The organism is Paenibacillus sp. NFR01, from assembly GCF_900111565.1.
Lineage (GTDB): Bacteria > Bacillota > Bacilli > Paenibacillales > Paenibacillaceae > Paenibacillus_AQ.
Map to the genome: position 1 here is coordinate 1,525,827 of NZ_FOIK01000001.1, position 21,847 is coordinate 1,547,673.

At 55.0% G+C, this 21,847-nt stretch carries 22 protein-coding genes; all 22 read right to left on the bottom strand.

Translation table 11 applies throughout. The features are described 5' to 3' along the window. Positions 1–10: 10 nt before the first annotated feature. Positions 11–799: a Nif3-like dinuclear metal center hexameric protein gene (locus BMW84_RS06990; RefSeq protein ID WP_254772890.1), complete on the bottom strand. Its 789-nt coding sequence runs from the start codon at positions 797–799 to the stop codon at positions 11–13. 196 nt (positions 800–995) lie between these two features. After that, positions 996–1,568, bottom strand: a complete 573-nt coding sequence (gene pduL / locus BMW84_RS06995; protein WP_091065955.1) for a phosphate propanoyltransferase — start codon at positions 1,566–1,568, stop codon at positions 996–998. Positions 1,569–1,754: 186 nt separating this feature from the next. Then, positions 1,755–2,711, bottom strand: coding sequence for a dipeptidase (locus BMW84_RS07000; RefSeq protein ID WP_091065958.1), 957 nt, complete (start codon positions 2,709–2,711; stop codon positions 1,755–1,757). A 156-nt stretch (positions 2,712–2,867) separates the two neighbouring features. After that, entirely contained in the window at positions 2,868–3,128 is a 261-nt protein-coding gene (locus BMW84_RS07005; RefSeq protein WP_068723905.1) for a stage V sporulation protein S, read from the bottom strand. A gap of 199 nt (positions 3,129–3,327) precedes the next feature. Next, positions 3,328–4,122 (bottom strand): TIGR00282 family metallophosphoesterase, encoded by a 795-nt coding sequence (locus BMW84_RS07010; RefSeq protein WP_091068153.1) that lies wholly within the window; start codon positions 4,120–4,122, stop codon positions 3,328–3,330. A gap of 70 nt (positions 4,123–4,192) precedes the next feature. Next, on the bottom strand, positions 4,193–5,734 hold the full coding sequence (rny, locus tag BMW84_RS07015) for a ribonuclease Y (RefSeq protein WP_091065960.1): 1,542 nt from the start codon (positions 5,732–5,734) through the stop codon (positions 4,193–4,195). Between the two features lie 296 nt (positions 5,735–6,030). Then, positions 6,031–6,771: a regulatory protein RecX gene (locus BMW84_RS07020; RefSeq protein WP_091065962.1), complete on the bottom strand. Its 741-nt coding sequence runs from the start codon at positions 6,769–6,771 to the stop codon at positions 6,031–6,033. 124 nt (positions 6,772–6,895) lie between these two features. Further along, positions 6,896–7,960 carry a recombinase RecA gene (recA, locus tag BMW84_RS07025; RefSeq protein WP_091065965.1) on the bottom strand — a complete coding sequence of 355 codons (1,065 nt, stop codon included), beginning with the start codon at positions 7,958–7,960 and terminating at the stop codon, positions 6,896–6,898. A gap of 319 nt (positions 7,961–8,279) precedes the next feature. Then, a complete protein-coding gene (locus BMW84_RS07030) occupies positions 8,280–9,569 on the bottom strand; it encodes a competence/damage-inducible protein A (RefSeq protein ID WP_091065968.1) in 1,290 nt (429 codons plus the stop codon). Positions 9,570–9,610: 41 nt separating this feature from the next. Beyond that, on the bottom strand, positions 9,611–10,198 hold the full coding sequence (gene pgsA, locus BMW84_RS07035) for a CDP-diacylglycerol--glycerol-3-phosphate 3-phosphatidyltransferase (RefSeq protein ID WP_091065971.1): 588 nt from the start codon (positions 10,196–10,198) through the stop codon (positions 9,611–9,613). A gap of 52 nt (positions 10,199–10,250) precedes the next feature. Then, positions 10,251–10,742 carry a YajQ family cyclic di-GMP-binding protein gene (locus BMW84_RS07040; RefSeq protein ID WP_091065974.1) on the bottom strand — a complete coding sequence of 164 codons (492 nt, stop codon included), beginning with the start codon at positions 10,740–10,742 and terminating at the stop codon, positions 10,251–10,253. A 187-nt stretch (positions 10,743–10,929) separates the two neighbouring features. After that, positions 10,930–11,091 (bottom strand): hypothetical protein, encoded by a 162-nt coding sequence (locus BMW84_RS24715; protein WP_175498701.1) that lies wholly within the window; start codon positions 11,089–11,091, stop codon positions 10,930–10,932. 82 nt (positions 11,092–11,173) lie between these two features. Continuing rightward, complete coding sequence (locus BMW84_RS07045) at positions 11,174–12,094, bottom strand: helix-turn-helix domain-containing protein (protein ID WP_091065976.1); 921 nt, start codon at positions 12,092–12,094, stop codon at positions 11,174–11,176. 29 nt (positions 12,095–12,123) lie between these two features. Further along, complete coding sequence (locus tag BMW84_RS07050; protein WP_091065979.1) at positions 12,124–12,891, bottom strand: DUF3388 domain-containing protein; 768 nt, start codon at positions 12,889–12,891, stop codon at positions 12,124–12,126. A 282-nt stretch (positions 12,892–13,173) separates the two neighbouring features. Beyond that, the gene (locus BMW84_RS07055; protein ID WP_091065982.1) at positions 13,174–13,434 is read right to left on the bottom strand and encodes a DUF3243 domain-containing protein; all 261 of its coding nucleotides are present in this window, start codon (positions 13,432–13,434) and stop codon (positions 13,174–13,176) included. 100 nt (positions 13,435–13,534) lie between these two features. Next, positions 13,535–14,302, bottom strand: a complete 768-nt coding sequence (fabG, locus tag BMW84_RS07060; protein WP_091065985.1) for an elongation factor P 5-aminopentanone reductase — start codon at positions 14,300–14,302, stop codon at positions 13,535–13,537. Next, positions 14,302–15,582, bottom strand: a complete 1,281-nt coding sequence (locus BMW84_RS07065; protein WP_091065988.1) for an EF-P 5-aminopentanol modification-associated protein YfmH — start codon at positions 15,580–15,582, stop codon at positions 14,302–14,304. The genes fabG and BMW84_RS07065 overlap by 1 nt, the downstream gene beginning before the upstream one ends. Before the next feature lie 2 nt (positions 15,583–15,584). Beyond that, a complete protein-coding gene (locus BMW84_RS07070; RefSeq protein WP_091065991.1) occupies positions 15,585–16,865 on the bottom strand; it encodes an EF-P 5-aminopentanol modification-associated protein YfmF in 1,281 nt (426 codons plus the stop codon). A gap of 149 nt (positions 16,866–17,014) precedes the next feature. After that, positions 17,015–17,860, bottom strand: coding sequence for a spore cortex-lytic enzyme (sleB, locus tag BMW84_RS07075; RefSeq protein WP_091065993.1), 846 nt, complete (start codon positions 17,858–17,860; stop codon positions 17,015–17,017). Between the two features lie 193 nt (positions 17,861–18,053). Further along, positions 18,054–20,765, bottom strand: a complete 2,712-nt coding sequence (locus BMW84_RS07080) for an FtsK/SpoIIIE family DNA translocase (protein ID WP_091065996.1) — start codon at positions 20,763–20,765, stop codon at positions 18,054–18,056. 91 nt (positions 20,766–20,856) lie between these two features. Continuing rightward, complete coding sequence (locus tag BMW84_RS07085) at positions 20,857–21,072, bottom strand: YlzJ-like family protein (protein WP_091065998.1); 216 nt, start codon at positions 21,070–21,072, stop codon at positions 20,857–20,859. Next, positions 21,069–21,845 (bottom strand): ClpP family protease, encoded by a 777-nt coding sequence (locus tag BMW84_RS07090; protein WP_302848087.1) that lies wholly within the window; start codon positions 21,843–21,845, stop codon positions 21,069–21,071. Before BMW84_RS07090 ends, BMW84_RS07085 begins: the two co-directional genes overlap by 4 nt. Between the last annotated feature and the right edge of the window lie 2 nt (positions 21,846–21,847).

Here is a 21,847-nt window from a genome sequence, read left to right on the forward strand (position 1 = left end):
TTTTCAATGCCTAGATCGTTTGAAATAATGGTTCTGCCGGAATGAAATGCACCGGATAGCCTGGAAGCTTCGCGGGTAACGAAGCCGCCAAAAGCTTCATGCCCGGCTCCTCGCTCGGCCCATGCCCGAGAACAATTAACGCTTTGTTATGGCCCTCATGCACTGCATCCCGCACATACTCCGGCGTCTCCCATTCCGGACTTTCTCCGATAATCAGCAGGTCCTGCTGCCGCAGAAGCGGAAGGCAGATATCGGCGCCCCCGCGGTAGCCTACCGTCAAGGCGATATGGCGGCAAACCATCGGCAAATGGCCAATGACGCGAAGGGCCGGAAGCCCGAGGCAGGATTTTACATGATTCGCGATGTCCCGCAGCGTCGATCCGGGCAGCTCGGCCAGTGTATACTCGGACGCGGTTGCCGTGACCCGTTCCTCCCAGCCCAGCGCGGTTACCAGCCCCGCCGTGATCAAGTCGGGACTGCAGCGGTGCACCGCATCATGAAGCCGGTACACGGCTATCCCCGTCTCGTTGATCAGCTGCATTTTGGACAAATATACCGGGTCATCCCGCAGCAGCTCCGGCCTGTCCCGATGGCGGTATCCGAGTCCTTCATGGACAATCAGCAGATTGGCGCCAAGCCGCATCGCTTCCCGAATCACCGCATGGGTCGGCATAAAAGCGACGGCAATGCCCTTCAGTTCCTGTTCTCCGCTGCCTGCCTTCAGGCCATCCACGGTATCTTCCGGCAGCGGGACGCCGGCCGCCAGTATTTCTCCCGCCTCATCTACGGTTATTCCCACCTCGTTCCCTCGCTTCCGGTTCGATCTTCCAAGATAACGCTTCCATAATAGCATCCTTTTTGGAGCCATTAAATATAAAAAGTATAGATTTCACTGTAAAAATATCGAAATGATTATAACCCAAAATCGATAACGGCAAAAAAAGCGGAGGATCGCTCCCCCGCTTTTACCGTTTTTAAGTATGCAATGCCGAATCTTAGTCGATAATTTCAGCGTTGTCGCCGTTGTTGGCGCTCGCTGCATTCGCTTCGTCGGTGTCGATGTGCATATCCAGCTTAAATTTGTCGGATACGCGGGCCAACACATTTTCCAGTACCAGGCCGCGTTCTCCGCCCAGGCGCACTTTCAGCATTTGCTTGTCCTTGATGCCCCAAGCTTCAGCTTCGGAAGTATGGAAATGAATATGACGGGCTGCGATGATGACGCCAGTTTGCAGTTCAACTTCGCCAGCCGGACCTTTCAGGGTAATGCCAGGGGTGCCTTCGATATGGCCGGATTCACGGACAGGGGCTTTTACGCCAAGGGCGAAAGCATCCGTACGGGAAATTTCCACTTGCGATTCCGGACGGACCGGGCCGAGGATTCTGACTTTGTCGAATTTGCTTTTGGTGCCGATTACGGCCACTTGCTCATTGGCTGCAAATTGTCCAGGTTGGGACAGCGGTTTGAATTCAGTCAGTTGATAACCTGCGCCAAACAGCGCCTCCACATGCTCTTGCGTAAGGTGAATATGTCGGGCCGACACACCTACGGGTACAATCTTGCTCATGAAATTGTCACTCCTTGTATTTTCTCTAGTATCTGTACAAGCCATTGACCATTATACATCTAATTACCCGAAAAGAAAAAGGCTCACCGCCCTCTGAAAGCCCGTTTTTCGACATTTTATGCATGGATTGCTGGATTGTCATGGGATCGCCACGTTTTGGCAATATTTCCGCCATATCTTTCAGCGCTATGGTTTTGCAGGTAAATATGCCGCCAGAAAGTTAAGCGCATTATCATACAGCCAGCCGCGCACCTCCGCCTCCGGATAATGCCGCAGCAGCAAATCAGCCAGCTCCGGGTATTTGCCCGGATGCTCCAGACCTTTTGTCCAGGCATCCACACCGTCGAAGTCGGAGCCGAACATTAGATGCCTGGATCCGCCCAACGCGCATACATGCTCGACATGCCGGAGCAAATCCGCCATCGCTGCCGATCCGCCTGCTCGCACAAACGGAGGATAAAACGTCAGACCCATCCGCCCGCCCATGGCAATTATCGCCTGGATCTGCTCGTTGCTCAGATTGCGCGGGTGGTCACACACTGCCCGGCAGTTGGAATGCGATGCGATAAACGGCCGGACACTCCGTTCCGCCAGCTCCCAGAAGCCTGCCGGCGCCAGATGCGAGACATCCAGCAGCATTCCGCTATCGTTGCACCAGTCGACGAGCGCTTTGCCTTTTTCCGTAAATCCGCCGTTCCGCGATTCCAGCACGCCGTCCGCCGCCCAGTTCGCATAATTCCAGGTCAGCCCGATGAACCGCACCCCCAGCTCGAACAGCCACTCTGCATACTGCAAATTCCCTTCGAGTCCGTCCGCTCCTTCCAGCGACAAAAGCCCCTGTATTCTGCCGGTCGGCGACGCAGCTGCTTCTTCCTTCCAGCGCAGCCATTCGATATGGCTTGAAGCAGCCACTTTTTTCCGGAATAAGGATAGCTGTCCCAAAATCCGTTCAAACGAAGGCCGCCCCATGTCTGCGGACAAATAAACGGCAAACACCTGCAAAGCCACATTCCCCGCAGCCAGCCGCTCACCGGTCACTTCCAGCCGCTTATCGTCGGCAAAATCGATTCCCGGCACGGTCTGCAGCTTACTAAGCGCATCGCAATGGAAATCCGCGATTTTCAGTCTTTGAGCCTCTTTCATGGCCGTGATCCTCCTTTTCCGTTCCTCTGCTCCCGTCCGCCGCCATGGCGGTTTGCACTTTACTATGTATGTATACGCCCGCGTCCCGTAAAATCGCCATAACGACAAAAAAACCTGTTTACCAAGGTAAACAGGTTTCTATTTCGTTTCTTTCTATTATCTTGGCTCTACGATCAGCTTGATGGCTGTGCGGTCTTCCCCATCGATAACGATGTCGGTAAACGCCGGAATGCAGACCAGATCGACGCCGCTCGGAGCGACAAATCCCCGGGCAATGGCAACGGCTTTCACCGCTTGATTGAGCGCCCCGGCGCCTATGGCTTGCAGTTCGGCTGACCCACGTTCACGAAGAACACCTGCTAGTGCGCCGGCAACGGAATTCGGATTGGATTTGGCTGATACTTTTAAGACATCCATAGTAAGTACCTCCCCTGGGAAAATGATGGTGTTCTTCCACTACTGTAGATGTTATTCGCGAGAGAAGAAATAATTCCTTCTTTTTACGAGCCACTACGGAGAAAATAGTACAAAAGATGTTGTTTTTCGATATGAAAAATATCACGCTTTACCCAAATTTAGCGAACTTTTCCGAAACTCCTGCGAAAATCTTCCTGCTTTAGCTCATCACCCATTCATCTTCACGCATACGGATTTTCTCTACCCGCGTGGCTTTGCCTGTTGCTTCGTCAAGCTCTGCGAATAACCCGTGCAGCTGCCATTTCCCTTCATCCACGACAAAACGGGACGGCAATTGGGTTGTGAATTTATAAAGAACCGCATCCTTTTCCATACCCAAAATTCCCTCTCTTGAACCAACCATGCCTGCATCGGTTAAATACGCGGTTCCTCCGGGTAAAATCACTTCGTCATTGCTTTGCACATGTGTATGCGTGCCAACCACGATCGACGCTTGCCCGTCCATAAAATACCCCATCGCGATTTTTTCGGAGGTTGCTTCGGCATGAAAATCAACGAGAATGCATTTCGTCTTCTGTCTCAGCTCGTCGACGATTTCTTCGCCAATGCGGAACGGATCGTCGATCGCCGGCAAAAACGTGCGGCCCTGCAGATTCACGATCCCCAGCTGCTTGCCGTTTGCTTTAATGATCGTGTATCCCCGGCCCGGCGTGCCTGGAGGGAAATTCGCCGGCCGGATCAGCCGCGGCTCGTCATCGATAAATTCAAAGATATCTTTGTTGTCCCACGTGTGGTTGCCCATCGTAATGCCGTGCACGCCCCAGTTGAAAAACTCGTTGGCGATGGCGGACGTGATGCCCCGCCCTGCGGCAGCGTTCTCTCCGTTGGCAATGATGATATGCGGCTGATATTTGCTTTTGAGCGACGGCAGCATTTCGCGCAGCGCTTTTCTACCCGTATTGCCGACGATGTCGCCGATAAATAAAACTTTGATGGTGTCCGCCTCCTGACCTGCTTCTCTGTTCTGCAAAGAAAAAGGCCCCGGAAGGGGGCCGATTTCCTGATTATTTCGCGTATTCTACCGCCCGTGTCTCGCGAATGACGGTGACCTTGATATGACCCGGATAATCCAGCTCGCTCTCGATCATCTTCGTAATGTCGCGGGCCAGACGGAAGGCTTCCGCATCGTCGATCTTCTCCGGCTGTACCATGACGCGCACTTCGCGGCCCGCCTGAATCGCATACGACTTCTCGACGCCTTCGAAGGACTCGGAGATTTCTTCGAGTTTCTCCAGACGTTTAATATACGTTTCCAGCGTTTCGCGCCGCGCGCCCGGACGTGCCGCCGACAAGGCGTCGGCTGCACCGACCAGCATAGCGATGACCGAAGTCGCTTCGACGTCGCCATGGTGGGATGCGATACTGTTGATCACGACCGGATGTTCCTTGTACTTCTTCGCCAGCTCGACGCCGATCTCCACATGCGAACCTTCCACTTCGTGGTCCAGCGCCTTGCCGATGTCATGAAGCAATCCGGCACGTTTTGCAAGCACGATGTCTTCCCCAAGCTCACCGGCCATCAGTCCGCTCAAATAAGCGACTTCCATAGAGTGCTTAAGCACATTTTGACCATAGCTCGTACGGAATTTCAAGCGGCCCAAAATTTTGATGAGATCCGGATGCAGACCGTGAACGCCAACCTCGAAGGTTGCCTGTTCGCCGTACTCGCGGATCCGTTCATCCACTTCTTTGCGGGATTTCTCGACCATTTCCTCGATACGTGCCGGATGGATACGACCGTCGGCCACCAGTTTCTCCAGTGCCGTCCGTGCCACTTCGCGGCGAATCGGATCGAAGCCCGACAGGATCACCGCTTCCGGCGTATCGTCGATAATCAGATCGATCCCGGTCAACGTTTCGAGAGCGCGGATGTTGCGGCCTTCGCGGCCGATAATCCGTCCCTTCATTTCTTCGTTCGGCAGCGTGACAACCGATACGGTCGTTTCCGCTACATGGTCCGCCGCACAGCGCTGAATCGCCAGCGTGATGATTTCGCGGGCCTTCTTGTCCGCTTCCTCTTTCGCCTGCTGTTCGATGTCTTTGATCATCTGCGCGGTTTCGTGGCGAACTTCCTGCTCCACGTTGCTGAGGATGATGCTGCGAGCATCATCGATGCTCAGATTCGAGATGCGCTCCAGTTCGCTAACCTGATTCTTGTAAATTACGTCGATTTGTTGCTGGGTTTCGTCAATTCGTTTCTCTTTGTTAGCTACTTGCTCTTCTTTTCGTTCGAGCGATTCCATTTTTTTATCCAGTGATTCTTCCTTTTGCAGCAAACGTCTCTCTTGCCGTTGAATCTCATTCCGACGTTCACGAGTTTCCTTCTCGGCCTCGGTACGGATTCTGTGGACTTCATCCTTAGCCTCGAGTACCGTTTCCTTCTTCAGCGCCTCAGCCTCTTTCTTCGCGTTCTCCACGATGACGAGGGCTTCTTTCTCGGCGCTGGAAATTTTAGCTTCTGCAAGGGATTTACGAATAAAATAACCGAATCCAAAGAAAATTGCAGCTACAACGAGAACGATAATGACCCAGATCCAGGATTGCATCTGATTCACCTCCTCGTTGGTTCCTCCAAGGTATTCCTTGGGTTTTGTGCAGTTGTTAAACTATCCGTTCATCACCATAGAAAAAAACGGTAATACACCGATTGCCTTTCTGCAAGTGCTGCGAAAAGCATACTGCCCGCCATACCGGCGCTTACATGTCAGATAAGTGTACGCGAATCGAATGATTGGAATCATCTTTTTGGGAAGGAAAAAGGACTCATGGTTCATGCCGATTCATGTTATATTTTATTATTTATAAAAAGACATTGTCAAGAGAGTCGATCTTCGTTCCAAAGTCAAGAGAATCCGTCTGGAAAGTACATCTCATCGATGTCGTCTCCCGAATCGGTTTCTTCGCGCAAAATATTCAGCACCTGCCGCACCGTTTCGCCACCGAATCCCCGCCGCATCAGGAACGCGCCGGTCTTGCGGCGTTTATCGTACGGTTCACCGCTGAGCATGTTCCATTTCTTGCGCGCCGTCGCCAGTGCGTTTTCCAGCTCCTGCTCCGGTGTAATTTCCTCCAGCGCGTCCGCAATCAGCGATTTGTCGATGCCTTTCTCCCGCAGCTCCTGGCGGATCCACAGCTTGCCTTTGCGCTGGCTGTTCAACCGTTGCTCCGCCCATTGCCGCGCATACAGCGGATCGTCGAGAAAACGTTCTTCCGTCAGCCGCTGCACAACTTCGGTTATTATAGTCTCTCCGATTTCCTTCTCCCGTAAACGGCGGACCATCTCCGTAGAGGTTCTCGGCTTCCGTTCCAGGTAGCGCAGCCCTTCCACGTACGCACGCTGGCGCTCATCGGCAATGACAATTTCCTGTAAATCTGCCTTCAGGAAAACGCCGCCGGTAAGCATCCGGTATTTAATCATCACATCTTCATGAACCGACAGTTTATGCTCCCCAAAATAGATCAGGTAACGTTGACCCTTCTTTTCACGCTCCACCCGGGTGATCGTCAGTTGCTCTCCGTCAGGGAAATCGCCTAACAGCTCGCCGGGTTCCTCTTCCGGCTCCGGATTCAATTGAATGACCATACGTTGGCCTCCCCTCTCTCAAGTTAAATATTCTCTTTATAGGCGAAAAGGCGCCCTGGATGCTGTTACCAGGGCGCCCGAAACCATATACTATTTCATTCTCTCCGCGATAGCGCGGCAGAAATTATTCAATTTCGAGCAGCAGATTCTCTTCTTCTTCCTTCTCCGCAGCAATTTCGGATTCGCTTGGCGCCGCAACAATCGTGGACAGATTGCTGGCTTCACGGATCTTGTTCTCGATGATCAGAGCAATGTCCTGATGCTCCTTCAGGAATTGCTTGGCATTCTCGCGGCCTTGGCCGAGACGTTCGCCTTCATAGGAATACCAAGCACCGCTCTTGTTGATGATATCCATGTCTGTTCCCATATCGACAAGGCTGCCCTCTCTCGAGATCCCTTCACCGTACATGATGTCGACGTCGGCTTGCTTGAACGGAGGTGCTACCTTGTTCTTGACAACTTTGATCCGGGTACGGTTACCTACCACATCATTGCCCATCTTGATGCTCTCTACCCGCCGTACATCAAGACGCACCGAAGAGTAGAATTTAAGCGCGCGGCCGCCCGGCGTCGTTTCCGGATTGCCGAACATCACGCCGATCTTCTCACGAAGCTGGTTAATGAAGATGGCAATCGTGTTGGATTTGTTGATGGCGCCGGACAGTTTCCGCAGCGCCTGCGACATCAGACGCGCTTGCAAGCCGACATGGGAATCGCCCATTTCGCCTTCGATTTCCGCCTTCGGCACCAGTGCCGCTACAGAGTCGACGACGATGATGTCCACTGCGCCGCTGCGTACGAGCGCTTCGGCGATTTCCAGCGCCTGCTCGCCGGTATCCGGCTGGGACAGCAGCAATTCGTCGATATTTACGCCCAGTGCCTGGGCGTATTTAGGATCGAGCGCATGCTCCGCATCGATAAATGCGGCTTGTCCGCCAACCTTTTGCACTTCTGCGATGGCATGCAGGGCCACTGTTGTCTTACCGGAAGATTCCGGTCCATATACTTCGATAATGCGGCCTTTAGGAAGTCCGCCGATTCCCAGAGCAATATCAAGGGCCAAGGCGCCGCTTGGAACGACCTCTACCTTCATGTGGGTAGATTCGCCCAGCTTCATAATCGAACCTTTACCAAATTGTTTTTCTATTTGACGAAGCGCCATATCCAGCGCTGCACGACGATCTGACAATCCGACCACTTCCTTCACTGTTTATAGTATTATAATAACGTGTTTTCCGGGCCTTGCCAAGCTTTTTTTCGAACATACATTCGTTTTTTTCAGTGGGAGAGAATCTTCTCCCTTATATTGTAAACCCCCTCCCGCAACCATAATCAGGAAGGAACCGTACCGCCGGACATTTAAAAAATAATGAGGAGGGCAGCGTAGACGGCATGGGCGGCATTTATGTAACGGGTCAGCCCCATCTCACATATAAAACAAAAAACCGCAGCAAGATGTACATGCCACGGTTCTTCCGTATGATTCAATTATATACCGGCCAAAAACGTTATTGCAAGGCCGAGCCTTCCAGCGGCGTCTCCACCTTGCGTTCTTCCAGCCTGCGCCAGAGGCGGTACAGCAGCGCCTTGACGGTACGCAGCCGGATGTTCTCGCGCGTGCCCTTCAGATTAAGCTCGTAGACTTCGGTCTTCCGTCCGCGTTCGGCCAGTCCCACGAACACCAGCCCGACCGGCTTGCGTTCGGAGTAGCCCGGTCCGGCAACGCCGGTTACGGAAAGGCCAAAATCGCTGTCCGCGATCATGCGGACCTGATCGGCGAGCACTTCTGCCACTTCCCGGCTGACCGCACCGACCGCCTCCGGGCCTTCCAGCATCGCGGCGGGCACGTTCAGCAGCTTTTTCTTCAGGTCATTGGAATAGCAGACGATGCCGCCGGCGAACATGGACGCGCTACCGGGAATGTTGGTGATGCTCTCCATCAGCAGTCCTCCGGTGCAGCTTTCGGCGGCGCTGAGCGTCAGTCCGGCATCCGCCATCCAGTCGACGATCAGCTGCTCCAGCGGCACGTCGATGTTGGCGTACATATGCTCAGGCAATATGCCTTGAATTTTCTTCTCCAGCGCATCCAGCTTCACCATGGCATCGCGTTCGGAAGGAGCCTTGGTGGAGATGCGCACCGTCACTTCGCCTTCCTTTGCATACGGGGCGATGGTCGGGTCGGTCTGGGTGCGGATCAGGTCGATCAGCTTGTCTTCCAGCAGCGATTCGCCGATGCCGGCGAATTTGAGCATTTTGGAATAGATCGGCATTTCATTCGTTAGCGCGTGCTGCAGCAGCCACGGCTTCGCTTTATCCGTAAACATCGGCTTCATTTCGCGCGGCGGGCCGGGCAGCACAATGTAGAATTTGCCGTCCTGCTCCAGCGCGGCGCCGACCGCCAGGCCGATCTCGTTTGGCAGCGGCGTCGCCCCGTCCAGCATCAAGGCCTGCTTGCGGTTGTTTTCGGTCATGACGATCTTCCGGTCGTCAAAGAAACGCTGCACATGGTCCATCGCCATCTGGTCGATGTGAATCTGGCGGCCCAAGGCGGCGGCAAGCCCCTCTTTGGTCAGATCGTCTTCGGTAGGCCCGATGCCGCCGGTAAACAGGATGATATCCGCACGGCTTCGGGCGATTTCGATCGCCTGCTGCAAGCGGCCGTTGTTGTCGCCGACCACGGTTTGAAAATAAACGTCGATCCCGAGAGCCGCCAGCTCCGTCGATAAAAACTGGCTGTTTGTATTTACGATTTGACCGAGCAGCAGCTCGGTGCCTACAGCAATAATTTCCGCATTCATAGCTGACCCTCCTTCATGCTGAGTATGTACAAGGAACCGTCTTACGCGTTGTGAAGCTCAAGCAGCTCCTTGTTTTTGACGAAATAGTCGACTCCCGAATAAATCGTGATCAGCGCCGCAGCCCAGATCGCGATATCGTCCAGCGGAATGCTGATGAACTGGAACGGAAAATTGTTCAGGAGCAGCAGGGAAATCGCAACGATCTGCACGACCGTTTTAATTTTGCCCCACTTGCTGGCAGCAACCACTTTGCCTTCAAGCAGTGCCACCTGGCGCAGCCCGGTTACGGCGAATTCACGGCTGATGATGACGATGGCGATCCAGGAATCGCAGCGTCCCAGCTCCACCAGCGAGATCAGCACCGCCGACACGAGCAGCTTGTCCGCCAGCGGGTCAAGCAGTTTGCCGAGGTTGGTTACCATGTTGTATTTTCGGGCAATGTAGCCGTCGATGCCGTCCGTGCTGGCTGCAAGCAAGAAAATGATTGCTGCGATCAAATGATTCACCGATAGCTGAAAAGAGCCCCAGTGGATCGGTTCAGGATAAAAATTGAAATCGACAAGCAAAAAAATCATCATAATCGGAATGAGACATATACGCGCAAGCGTTATGCGGTTGGGTAAATTCACTGAAGTTCCTCCCCTGATCCTTTAAACGAATCCAAAAATCCACCATGTTCTATTATTTAAAGTTCATAAACTGCAGATCGAGCGGTAGATCGGCTTTACGCAAAAGCTGGATGATAGACTGCAAATCGTCGCGGTTTTTTCCGGTCACGCGGATCTGGTCGCCCTGGATCTGGCTTTTGACTTTAAGCTTCGAATCGCGGATCAGCACGTTGATTTTTTTGGCGTTCTCCTGGTCGATGCCCTGCTTGAGCCCGAGACGCTGCCTCACCGAGCCTAGTGATGCTGGTTCGATTTTCCCGAAATCCATATTCTTCAAAGTTATGCCGCGTTTCACCATTTTCGACTGCAAAATATCGATGACGGCATTCAGCTTGTATTCGTCATCCGACTGGATGATCAGCGCGTCTTTTTCCAGTTTGAGGTTACTTTTGCTGTTTTTGAAGTCGAACCGGTTCTCGATCTCCTTCTCCGTCTGGTGGACGGCATTGGTCAACTCCTGCATATCCATTTTGGATACGATGTCGAATGAACTTTCCGAACTCATTGTTCCACGTCCTTTGCTAACATTTTACTGCTCCTATTATATGAGAAAAGTAACGCCCCGTCTAATTTATGGAAGAGGCTTATCATAAAAAAACAGCCCCACGAATGGTGGAGCCTCGTTGCATCCGTATGGACTTATGCGTAGGCACATCTCCCGGTGTTCCCGGGAGACGTTTGCCGCGCATGGCTTACCGGCTGCGTGCAGGAGCCCGGAACATATCCAGAATCCCCAGCACGACATGCGCAAGCCCAAAACCAAGGATTCCGTAGCCCCAGGCTCCCGGTGTCAAATAATATCCGAGGAGGCTGACGATAATTCCCAGCCCAGTAACGATCCAGCTGACAGTCATGAGAGAATACACCTCGCTTTGGCGTAAGAACTGTAAATCATTTCTAGGTTCTCCCAAAAGCAAAAGGTTATACATGATTGCCCTATTCCCCCGAATTTCCGGCTGCATCGGTGGCCGTCGCCGTACCAGTTCCGTCATCAAGCTGCAGCAGCAGCCGCGATGAAGTTTTGCCATCGGTAATGGCTTGTCCGGCAACGGTGATGGCGGTAGCCGGGGAGTACCCCGATTTGATGTACAGCCCTGCCGCATCGAGCGTAAAGCTCAGATGATCGCCCGCAGCGGTGTTGCCGAAGCTCAGCTTCTCGCCCGATGAATTCTCACCTTTATAGACTTCCAGCCAGCTTACGCCGGTGGCATCGATCTCAACCTGGACCTGGCTTCCCGCCGAGGCCGTTACTTTGAACACGGTGGTTTTGCCCGATTTGTGGTCCTGGGTGACCGTAACCGGCAAAGCCGACGGCGACGGGGACGGCGTCGGGGCAAGCGTAGGTTCAGGCGTTGCTGTTGCTGTAGCGACTCCGCCGCCTTCCGCGGTCGGGGAGGCCGTTGCTTTGGCCGGATCCTGCTGCTCGTTCGTTACGCTGGCATTGTCCGTCTGCTCGGAATTGCCCTTATCCATCGCGTTGGAGGCATACCAATAAATAACGACAAGAATGAGCACGGGGAAGGTCCACATGAGAAGGGTAGACAGCCAGCGCGAATTGCGTTCCCGTTCCGGCTTCCGGCTGCGTTTCTGAATGACCGTCTCCATCGTGGTATCCGCCGGGGCTGCCGCCGGAACGTTGCCGTGCTCTTCCATCAGCTCCTCGGGATTAACGCCGACAGCTTCCGCATACGTTTTGATGAACGCCCGCACATAAAAGCTTCCTGGCAGCACCTTATAATCGCCCGCCTCGATGGCTTCTAAATACTTTTTGCGAATTTTCGTGACTTCCTGGACATCGTCAAGGCTCATTCCCTTTTGCAGGCGCGCCTCTTTCAAATGCCGGCCCAGTTCCGACATGCCATCACCTCCTGATAATTGCAGTTTATTTATAGATCATCACTGTAGCTTGTCGTAAACGACTCGTACACGATTTCCTCGTTAGGGGTATTGCGAAGCTCGACGATGATATCGAAATCATCATAGGTATACCCGGATTCCCGCACAAAAATATCGGGATGCTCGATAACCTTCGTACTCGGCATTTCCATAACCTGCTGAAGCAGGTTGTAATGCTTCTCGTTCGAGCGGATCGTGCTGACAATGCCGTCGATGATGAAAATGTTGTTCGGGTTCATTTCGTCCTCGGCCAGCTGGCTCCGGACCGTCTGGCGCAGCAGCGTCGACGAAACAAACGTCCAGCGCTTCATCGCGCAGACGCTTCCCGCAATAATCGACTCCGTTTTGCCGACGCGCGGCATGCCCCGAAGTCCTATTACCTGATTCCCATCACGCTTAAACAGTTCGCCAAGAAAATCCACCAGAAGACCCAACTCATCCCGGGTGAAGCGGAAGGTTTTGCGGTCATCCGAATCGCGGTCAATATACCGTCCATGCCGGACCGCCAGCTTGTCGACCAGCCGCGGCGTACGCAGAGCGGTGACCGTGATATTGTCCACCTTGCGCAGCATTTCGCCCATCAGCTTGATCTTCTCGTCGTCGTTCGTCTCCAAAAGCATGCCGCGCGTCTTGCCTTCTACCCCGTTGATCGTCAGTATATTGACTTCCAGCATCCCGAGCATGGAGGCGATATCGCCGAGCAGCCCGGGTCTATTCTTATGTATCTTGTACTCCATGTACCATTGTTTGTATTCCACCTGTGCACCTCGTTTGCTTCCAAGATTACCCGAAATTCGGCCGGACATAAGCATAAACGCCCCGGCGTCCCAAGAGACGCAAAGCGTTTGAGCGAGAAAAATATCTTAATAACTTAACCCCGTAAAACCGGGGTCTTGCTGCGATGCCTTTGCCAGACCGCCTCTGACAAGGCGCCCTGAATCAAGGATCATGTTAATGATATAAAAAATAGGTATTAAAGGCAAGGTCACTGGCGCATTAATTGCAGAAAAGCTCCCGTAAAGGGAGCTCTCCGCAACCGGCTATGCGTTTTTCTTCGCCAGCTTGACCATGAGGGAAGCAATGGTTTGCTTCTCTGCATCGGTTCCGCAATCCCATAGCTCTTTGATCGCCCGGTTGGAATAGTTGCCCGGATCGACTTTCTGGTCGAGAAATTCCCCGATTTCAAAAGCCAGCTTCGAAATGGTTTCGTCGCTCATCCCCATTTTTTCGGCTTGGATGACCCGTTTGCCCAGGAAACTTTTCCAGGAATCAAAGTCTTTTACTACGGATTCTGTTGACATCTTAAAACCCTCCTTGGAGTAAAGCGAGTTTATAAAAGCAACAGTACTAATATGCGTAAACACGAAAGGTCTTATGCTGGAGCTATTCTCCAGCCCCGATTCAGGTAATCCATCCGCCATTTGGACTAATGACTTGGCCGGTGATATAACCCGATTCGGGAAGGGCGAGAAAATACACGAGCGAAGAAATCTCTTCCGGCGAAGCAAGACGCCCGACCGGAATTTCTTCCTTGAGCATCCGCATTTCGTCCTCCTGCAGATTGTTCAGCATCGCCGTCTGTACGGCTCCGGGCGCTACGGCATTCACCGTGACCCCCGAGGGCGCCAGCTCCTTGGCCAGCGCCTTGGTAAAGGCGTTGACGCCGCCTTTGCTGGCGGAATACGCCACTTCGCAGGAAGCGCCGGATATGCCCCAGACCGAAGAGACGTTGATGATCCGGCCAAACCGCCGGGAGATCATCCCCGGCATAAAGATCTGGCTGCACAGAAATGTCCCCTTCAGATTGACGGCCATTAGGTCGTCCCATTCCTCCTCGGTGACATCCGCCAGCATGCCGTAATGGGCCACGCCGGCATTGTTTACGAGAATGTCCGGCAGCATGCCGGCCTGCTCCAGCCGCTCCGCCATGCGCAGCAGCTGGCCGCGGTCGCGGATATCCGCGGCCACGGTCAGCACCTTGGCACCCAGCGCCATGCAGCGGCGGGCAACGTCGTTGGCCGCTTCATGCGAGCGCATATAATGAATGATGATATTCATGCCGACGGAAGCAAAACGTTCGGCGATCGCGCCGCCGATTCCCCCGCTGCCTCCGGTAATCAGAACCGTCATTTCGTTCAGCGGTTTCCCGCTCTCTCCCGCTTTTTGCATCAAGGACTCACCACGACCGATACCGCCAGCTGTTCCCAGTCTACATGATCACGGAGGCGTACGTTGACCTCATCCAGCGTAATCGATTCATACAGCGGAAGCACGGCGAACAAGTCGCCGCCGCGGAACTGGTAACGGGTGAATTCGTGGGCGATGCTCTCCGGCGAGTTCAGCATGCGCAGGTAGCCGCCGATCTTCTTTTTCCGCGCCCGTTCGAAATCCTTCTCCGCAAATCCGCTGGCCAGCAGTAGATCCACTTCTTCCTTCACGCGTTTCAAAAGCAGATCCGGGTCCTTCGTGTCACCGCCGATCGCCGAGAACGCATACTGCGGAGAACTATTGAATTCACTGCCGAAGCTGTCGGAGATCAGTTCCTCGTCGTACAGCTTCTGGTACAGCGCGGTGCTGCTGCCCAGCAAGAGGTCCAGCATCAGCCGGGTGGTCAGATCGCGGCGCACGCCGGCTTCTCCCGTAAGGCCGGTTGTTTTCTCTTTGAACCCGAAAAGGCATTTCGGCATGGACACCGCCAGCTTGCTCTCCTTGCGTTTGATCGCGACTTCAGCCGGCTCCGGCTCGAAAATCCGTTCAATGTCGCCTTGTTTGCCGTATGATTTCGCGCCTTGATTGGTCCGGATCAATTCAAACACTTTTTCCGGCTCCACGCCGCCGACGATGAAGAGCAGCATGTTGCTGGGATGGTAAAAGGAATTGTAGCAGGTATACAGGGTTTCCTTCGTAATGGTGGAGATCGACTCGACAGTGCCCGCGATGTCAATATGCACCGGATGTTTGGCGTACATCGCTTCGATCAGGCCGAAATAGACCCGCCAGTCCGGATTGTCGGCGTACATGTTGATTTCCTGGCCGATAATGCCCTTTTCCTTCTCCACATTCTCATCGGTAAAATACGGGCGCTGCACAAAGTCGACAAGCGTGCTGAGATTAGTCTCGACATTCTCCGTTGCGGAGAACAGATACACGGTCTGGTCAAAGCTGGTGAATGCATTGGCCGAGGCGCCGTTCGCGGCAAACGTGGCAAAAATATCGCCTTCCGGCTCCTCGAACATTTTATGCTCCAGAAAATGGGCGATTCCGTCGGGAACCGTTGTCTCTTCGCCTCCGGCAACCTTGAAATGATTATCGACGGAGCCATATTTAGTCGCAAAGGTAGCGTAGGTCTTTCGGAAACCGGGTTTTGGCAGCACATACACCTGCAGCCCGTTGTCCATAACCTCGTGGTACAGCGTCTCCTGAAGTCTTTCGTACGTTTTTTGTTCCACCGCTATTCCTCCTTCTGCCCTGTCAGGAAATAAACCGTATCCAGCTCAAAGGTCTCCGCCGCAGCTTTGACCTCCTGTGCCCCGATGGCTTCCACCTCGGCGATCAGCTCCTGCGCGGAACGGTCCTTGCCGGAGATTTGACGGTTAAAATCATACGAGATGAGCTCAAACGCCGAATCCTGGATCTCGGAGAGCAGATTGCGGATCATTGCTTTCGTCTGCTGCAGTTCCAAATCGCTGATATTCCCGGCTTTCAGCTCATCGAGCTGCTGTTTGATAATGTCGACGGCTTTGCCGTAGTTCTGGATTTCGATGCCCGACTGAATGGTGCCGATGCCTTTATGCCCGTCGTAGCGGGAGGAGGCGTAGTAAGCCAAGCTTTCTTTTTCGCGTACATTGACGAACAGCTTCGAATGCGGATAGCCGCCGAGGATGCCGTTGTACATCAGCGCTGCCGCATACCGGCTGTCCTTGTAGGTGATCGTGGTGCGCAGCCCCATGTTGAGTTTGCCCTGGTTGACGTCCAGACGCTCCTCTATCGTCTTTACTTCTTTAACATGCACGGCAGGGGTATTTGTGGCATATTCTCCGTTGGCCGTACGGCTTGCGGCAAAATGGCGCTCCACCAGCTTCTGCACTTCTTCCGCCGTCGTATCGCCTACGACATACAGGTCGAGAATCGCGTCGTTCAGCCACGATTGGTACGATTCTGTAAGCACCTGCGGACTGATGGCCTCGAGATCGGCCCGCTGGCCCAGCGGATGCAGACGGTAAGGCTCGCCGGCGCACATTTCTTCGATGCAGCGTTCTGCGGCATAACGGATTTTGTCGTTCACAATGGCTTCCAGCTTCTTGCGCACCGTTTCGCGCTCCGTCGCCACGTAAGATGCACGGAAGCTGCCGTTCTCCAGCAGCGGCTTGGTCAGCACCTCGCCCAGGAAGGCGAAGGATTCCCCCAGCAGGCTTTCCTTGCTTTGCACAAACGAATCGTTGATCGTGTCCATGCGGAATTGGACGATCTGGTAATCGCCTCTTTTGTAGATATCAAAACCGAACCCCGCGCCGTACAGCTCCTCCAAACGCTCGCGGAACATCGTCGTTTCCGGGTAGCTCGCCGTTCCTCTGCGGAGGACGAACGGGGCGAGCGCCGTGCGGGTTACAGTCTTCTCGTCAAGCGGCACGCCAGCATAAAGCGAAATGGCAAACGTTTTGAACGCTTTGGTCGGCAAAACGTGTATGCGCAGGCCGGCGGCGCTGCCATGTTGAAATCCGTGATTGGTCAAGTCCAAAACTCCTTTACGGCGTAAATGAAAGCTATACATCAAGTGTATGAAGTAATATCCATTCTAAACCATTCCAAAGTAAGGAAGCAACCGAAGGCGCTGGGCCCGGTTGCTTCGCGTAAAACAAGGCTATAACGGCAGCGCGGCAGCTACATGCAGAAGATATGCTGCCCGATGGTCTTCACCTGCGGACGGCTCCAGATCCATTTGGAGGTTGCCGTTTTCGGATTAAAGTAATAGATGCAGCCGCCGGTCGGGTCCCAGCCGTTCAAGGCCTGCTGAACCGCTTTGCGGGCTTGTTCATTCGGCTCCAGATAAATCTGTCCGTCGGCGACGGCCGTAAAGGCTCCCGGTTGAAAAATCACGCCGGACGGCGTATTCGGGAAGCTCGGCGATTTAACCCGGTTCAAGATTACGGCGGCGACCGCCACCTGTCCTTCGAACGGCTCGCCGCGGGATTCGCCGTATACGGCATTGGCCATGATTTTGAGGTCGTTATCGGACAGCCCCATCGTATTGCCCGAGCTTAATTCGGCATTGCCCGAATCGGCCGCATTGTTTGTATTGTTTTTCGCGGCGGTCTGGTTCGATGATGTTCCTGTCTTCGGCTCCGTCGGCTTCCAGTCCTTGGTCGCGTTGTACAGCTTCAGCTTCGTTTTCGCCCCGACCACGCCATCCGATTTGATCCCGAATTTCCACTGAAACCAAGTGACGGCGTTTTTGGTTTTCGAGCCGAACTGGCTGTCGATCTTACCGTCATAGTACCCGAGATACTTCAATCTCCCTTGAAGCTCATATACATCCTGCCCCGAAGCCCCAAGCTTCAGCGGGGTCGTTCCGAAAGCGGGGAGCGCCTCTTCTGCTTCGGCGGCGGACTGCGGCGACACGGCAGCCTGGGCATTACCGCGGCTGTCCGGCAGCAGCATGCCCGTAAACGGCGCAGCGGCAAGCGTTAATGTCAATACGGCAAAAAACCATCGCTTATGCTTTTTCATGTAAGTTCGCTCTACCTTTCTCCTAAGGTTCATCATGAACGGCTACGGTTAGTATGACGACAGGCAGAGCTTCCTATGCATTAATCGCTCCGGGCGCTGCGCGGGATGTATGAAATGCATAACAAGTCAGCAGTAATATTCCAGAGCCATAACCAAAAAAAGGCGCCCCATGGTATGGGGCGCCTTCGCTTATTTACGAGCTGATCTTGCTGTGCTGATATTGTTCCAATGACATCAGGACGTCGCGCGGTTTGCTGCCCTCGTAAGGGCCGATGATGCCGCGTGCTTCCATCGCGTCGATCAACCGGGCGGCCCGGGTATACCCGACGCGCATCCGGCGCTGCAGCAGCGAGACCGAAGCCTGCTTTGCCTCCAGCACGATCTGGACAGCTTGATCGTACAGCTCGTCCTGCGGGTCCTGGTCCTCCTGGACCGACTCGTCCACTTCAGGTACGAGCGACTCGTCGTAATCGGCTTCGCCTTGACTGCTCACATAGCGGACGACGTTCTCCACTTCCTGATCGCTCAGGAATGCGCCCTGTACGCGGATCGGCTTGGAAGCGCCCATCGGCAGGAACAACATGTCGCCGCGGCCGAGCAGCTTCTCGGCACCGGGCATGTCAAGAATGGTGCGGGAGTCGACGTTGGAGGATACGCCGAAAGCGATACGCGACGGCACATTGGCTTTGATCAAGCCAGTGATGACGTCGACCGACGGCCGCTGGGTGGCGATAATCAGATGGATACCTGCCGCCCGCGCCATCTGCGCGAGCCGGCAAATCGCGTCCTCGACGTCGTTCGCAGCCACCATCATGAGATCCGCCAACTCGTCCACGATCACGACGATATACGGCAATATCGCCGCCGGATTGTCTTTCATCAGATTGTTGTAGCCTTCCACGTTCCGCGTACCCGATTTGGAGAATAGCTCGTAGCGCTTTTCCATCTCAACGACGATCTTCTTCAGTGCCAGGCTGGCGCGTTTCGGATCGGTGACGACAGGCGCCAGCAGATGCGGAATGCCGTTATATACATTCAACTCGACCATCTTCGGGTCGACCATGAGGAATTTGACTTCATTCGGCTTCGCTTTGTACAGGATGCTTGTAATAATGCCGTTAATGCAGACCGATTTACCCGACCCGGTTGCGCCGGCTACCAGCAAATGGGGCATTTTGGCGAGATTGCCGATGATCGTCTGGCCGGAAATATCGCGGCCGAGGGCAATGGACAGCCGGGATTCGGCATCCTGGAACACTTGTGTCTCCATGACCTCGCGCATCGTGACTACCGACACCTCGGGATTCGGCACTTCGATGCCGATGGCCGATTTACCCGGTATCGGCGCTTCCATGCGGATATCCTTGGCCGCAAGCGCCAGCGCGATATCATCGGTCAAATTGACGATCCGGCTGACCTTCACGCCGATATCCGGCTGGATCTCGTACCTTGTAACGGCCGGTCCCCGGACCACTTCCAGCACCTTCGCGCGTACCCCGAAGCTCTCCAGCGTCGCCTCCAGCTTACGGGCGGTCTGCATGTAGTCGTTCTGGTCGCCGGCTTTGCCGTTTCCGCTCGGCTTCGACAACAGGCGGAACGACGGCAGCTTGTACGGCTTCGGCGGCGGCGGAAGCGGCGCCTCCGCGCCTCCTTCGCCACCGGAGAGCAAGCCGCTCAGCGCCACGTCCGCAACCTCGCTTCCGCCTTCCCCCGCAGCGGCCAAAGCCGCCGCTTTCCCGGCCACCGCACCGGCTGCGCCTGCATGCATCGCGCCGTCTGGCGGAACGGCGGCCATCGCAGCCGCCGTTCCGCCGCTCCGTGCCGTCGGCGAAAAACCGCTCCACTCCTCGCGTTCCTCGTCGCTGAGCCCTTCGTGGCGGATATGCTCGAAGAAGTCGCGGATGATTGGAATCACCGGCTCTTCCTCCAGTGCCTCGTCCGCCGGTTCCCCCGGCTCGGACTCGCGCGGCTCCGGCGCGGCGTTCCCGTTTAGGCCGCCGCCGTGTACCGCAAGCGCGGGACGTTCCCCGCGCTGCACTGCCGGGGCAACGCCGGCGGACTCGTCCGCGCCGTCGTCGCCGGTTTCGGCCGGCCGCTGCGCCGGGCCGGCAAACCAGCCGCCGATCCGCTTCAGGAACTGCGGCGGCCGGGACTCCGGCAGCTCGTCCTCCTCGTCGTCGTCTGCATCATCGGCAGCCGCTCTCGCTGCCGATGGCACGGACGCGCTCCGGGACGAGCGCTTGGCCGCGGCCGGAACCGCAGCCGGCCGGCTGCCCGCGCGCTTGCGCAGGTCATGCGCAAGCTTGACCGCACGTTTGCGCAGCAGGGCGAACAATTCCACATAGGAGAGGTTCGTCACCAGCATAAAGCTGATCGCCAGCATGACGATCATGATCAGCTTGGCGCCGAGGCTGCCGAACAGCCACAGCAGCGCGGCATATTCCAGCGCGCCGATGTAGCCGCCGCTGATGTCCCTGCCGAGCAGGTAGGCTCCGCCGTCATTGGCGCCGGGGGCCAGCGATCCCGACAGATCATTATGTATTTGGGCCAGAACATTGCCCGGCTGCAGCATCGACAGCGGACCGAGCTTATGCTCCATCGCCGAAATGGTGCTCATCAGGCACATGGACATTACGAGCATCAGCAATCCCGTATGGCGACTGCTCCATTTATTGGGCCACCGCCGGTGAATCATAACGAGCAGCCCGAAGAAAATGCCGACCAGCGGCAGCACAAAATAAAACCGTCCAAGCAAATAAGCCGCCATGCTGGACAGCGAGCGGCCGACTGCGGCCTCGCCCGATAACGCGATGACGGATACGGTTATCAGCAGAATGCCGTAAATTTCATATTTCAAAACGCTGCCGAGCAGCGCTTTTTTCTTCTTTCTTTTGCGTTTAGCCACTTCTGCCACCCCCGGAACAACATTATACCATATAATGGCGTGGCGTACCTATGTTCTCTTTTTGTCGAAAAAAAAGCGGCGTTCGGCGCCCTCAGGCAAGCCGAATCACCGCTCCCGGTGCATACGCCGGATCTAGATAAGCCGCCAGCGGACAATCGAGGAGCCGGACGATACGGGCCTCTCCGCCGCCGATCGGCTCCACCTGAAGCAGCATTCCTCCGTAGCTGACCTCTGTCGTAGCGGACTGGATCTGGATCGTTCCGGCAAAAACCTCCTCCATTGAAAGCACGGTATATAGCGTGGTCATTGGGTCAGACCTCCGGGCGCGCCATTCACAGGAAGAACAGGGCTCGCCTTCGCGATCAGCGCGTTCAGGCGCTGCATCGCCACTCCGATTCCTCCTACCTCGTCCATGAGCCCGTACTTCACCGCATCGTAACCGCCGACCGCGGTCCCGATATCCCGGTTCAACTCTCCGGTTTTGAACATAAGGTCCTTGAACTGCTGCTCCGAGATCCGGGAATGCGAAGTCACGAACTTGACCATCCGCTCCTGCATCCGTTCCATATATTCGAAGGTTTGGGGAACGCCAATGACCAGCCCGTTCATCCGGATCGGATGAATCGTCATCGTTGCGCTTTCGGCGATAATCGAATGGCTGGCGGCAACGGCGATCGGCACGCCAATACTGTGACCCCCGCCGATAACAACCGTAACCGTCGGCTTGGAGAGGGAAGCGATCATCTCCGCAATGGCCAATCCGGCTTCAACATCGCCGCCTACCGTATTCAGGATAATGAGCAACCCCTTAATGCCTTTGCTCTGCTCAGCCGCGACCAGCTGGGGGATAATATGCTCGTATTTCGTCGTTTTATTATGGGGAGGAAGCACAAAATGCCCTTCGATCTGTCCGATGATTGTCATGCAAAAAATATCCGGGTCACTGGCGGGAACGGTAGTTTGGCCATACTCCTTCACCGCAGCAGCCTGGCCCTCCAGCCCCTCTCCCGCAGTCTCCGGTTTGATCACGTCCGGCGTGCCTTCCTCGCCGGTCAAGCGGATATCCTCAAACGTATCCATAG

Coding starts and splice junctions, on each gene's coding strand:
- pduL (WP_091065955.1), bottom strand. CDS start 1,568: ATGAGCAAGATTGTACCCGTAGGTGTGTCGGCCCGACATATTCACCTT.
- BMW84_RS07000 (WP_091065958.1), bottom strand. CDS start 2,711: ATGAAAGAGGCTCAAAGACTGAAAATCGCGGATTTCCATTGCGATGCG.
- BMW84_RS07005 (WP_068723905.1), bottom strand. CDS start 3,128: ATGGATGTCTTAAAAGTATCAGCCAAATCCAATCCGAATTCCGTTGCC.
- rny (WP_091065960.1), bottom strand. CDS start 5,734: ATGCAATCCTGGATCTGGGTCATTATCGTTCTCGTTGTAGCTGCAATT.
- BMW84_RS07020 (WP_091065962.1), bottom strand. CDS start 6,771: ATGGTCATTCAATTGAATCCGGAGCCGGAAGAGGAACCCGGCGAGCTG.
- BMW84_RS07030 (WP_091065968.1), bottom strand. CDS start 9,569: ATGAATGCGGAAATTATTGCTGTAGGCACCGAGCTGCTGCTCGGTCAA.
- BMW84_RS07040 (WP_091065974.1), bottom strand. CDS start 10,742: ATGAGTTCGGAAAGTTCATTCGACATCGTATCCAAAATGGATATGCAG.
- BMW84_RS24715 (WP_175498701.1), bottom strand. CDS start 11,091: ATGACTGTCAGCTGGATCGTTACTGGGCTGGGAATTATCGTCAGCCTC.
- BMW84_RS07045 (WP_091065976.1), bottom strand. CDS start 12,094: ATGTCGGAACTGGGCCGGCATTTGAAAGAGGCGCGCCTGCAAAAGGGA.
- BMW84_RS07055 (WP_091065982.1), bottom strand. CDS start 13,434: ATGTCAACAGAATCCGTAGTAAAAGACTTTGATTCCTGGAAAAGTTTC.
- fabG (WP_091065985.1), bottom strand. CDS start 14,302: ATGCAAAAAGCGGGAGAGAGCGGGAAACCGCTGAACGAAATGACGGTT.
- sleB (WP_091065993.1), bottom strand. CDS start 17,860: ATGAAAAAGCATAAGCGATGGTTTTTTGCCGTATTGACATTAACGCTT.
- BMW84_RS07085 (WP_091065998.1), bottom strand. CDS start 21,072: ATGACCACGCTATATACCGTGCTTTCAATGGAGGAGGTTTTTGCCGGA.
- BMW84_RS07090 (WP_302848087.1), bottom strand. CDS start 21,845: ATGGATACGTTTGAGGATATCCGCTTGACCGGCGAGGAAGGCACGCCG.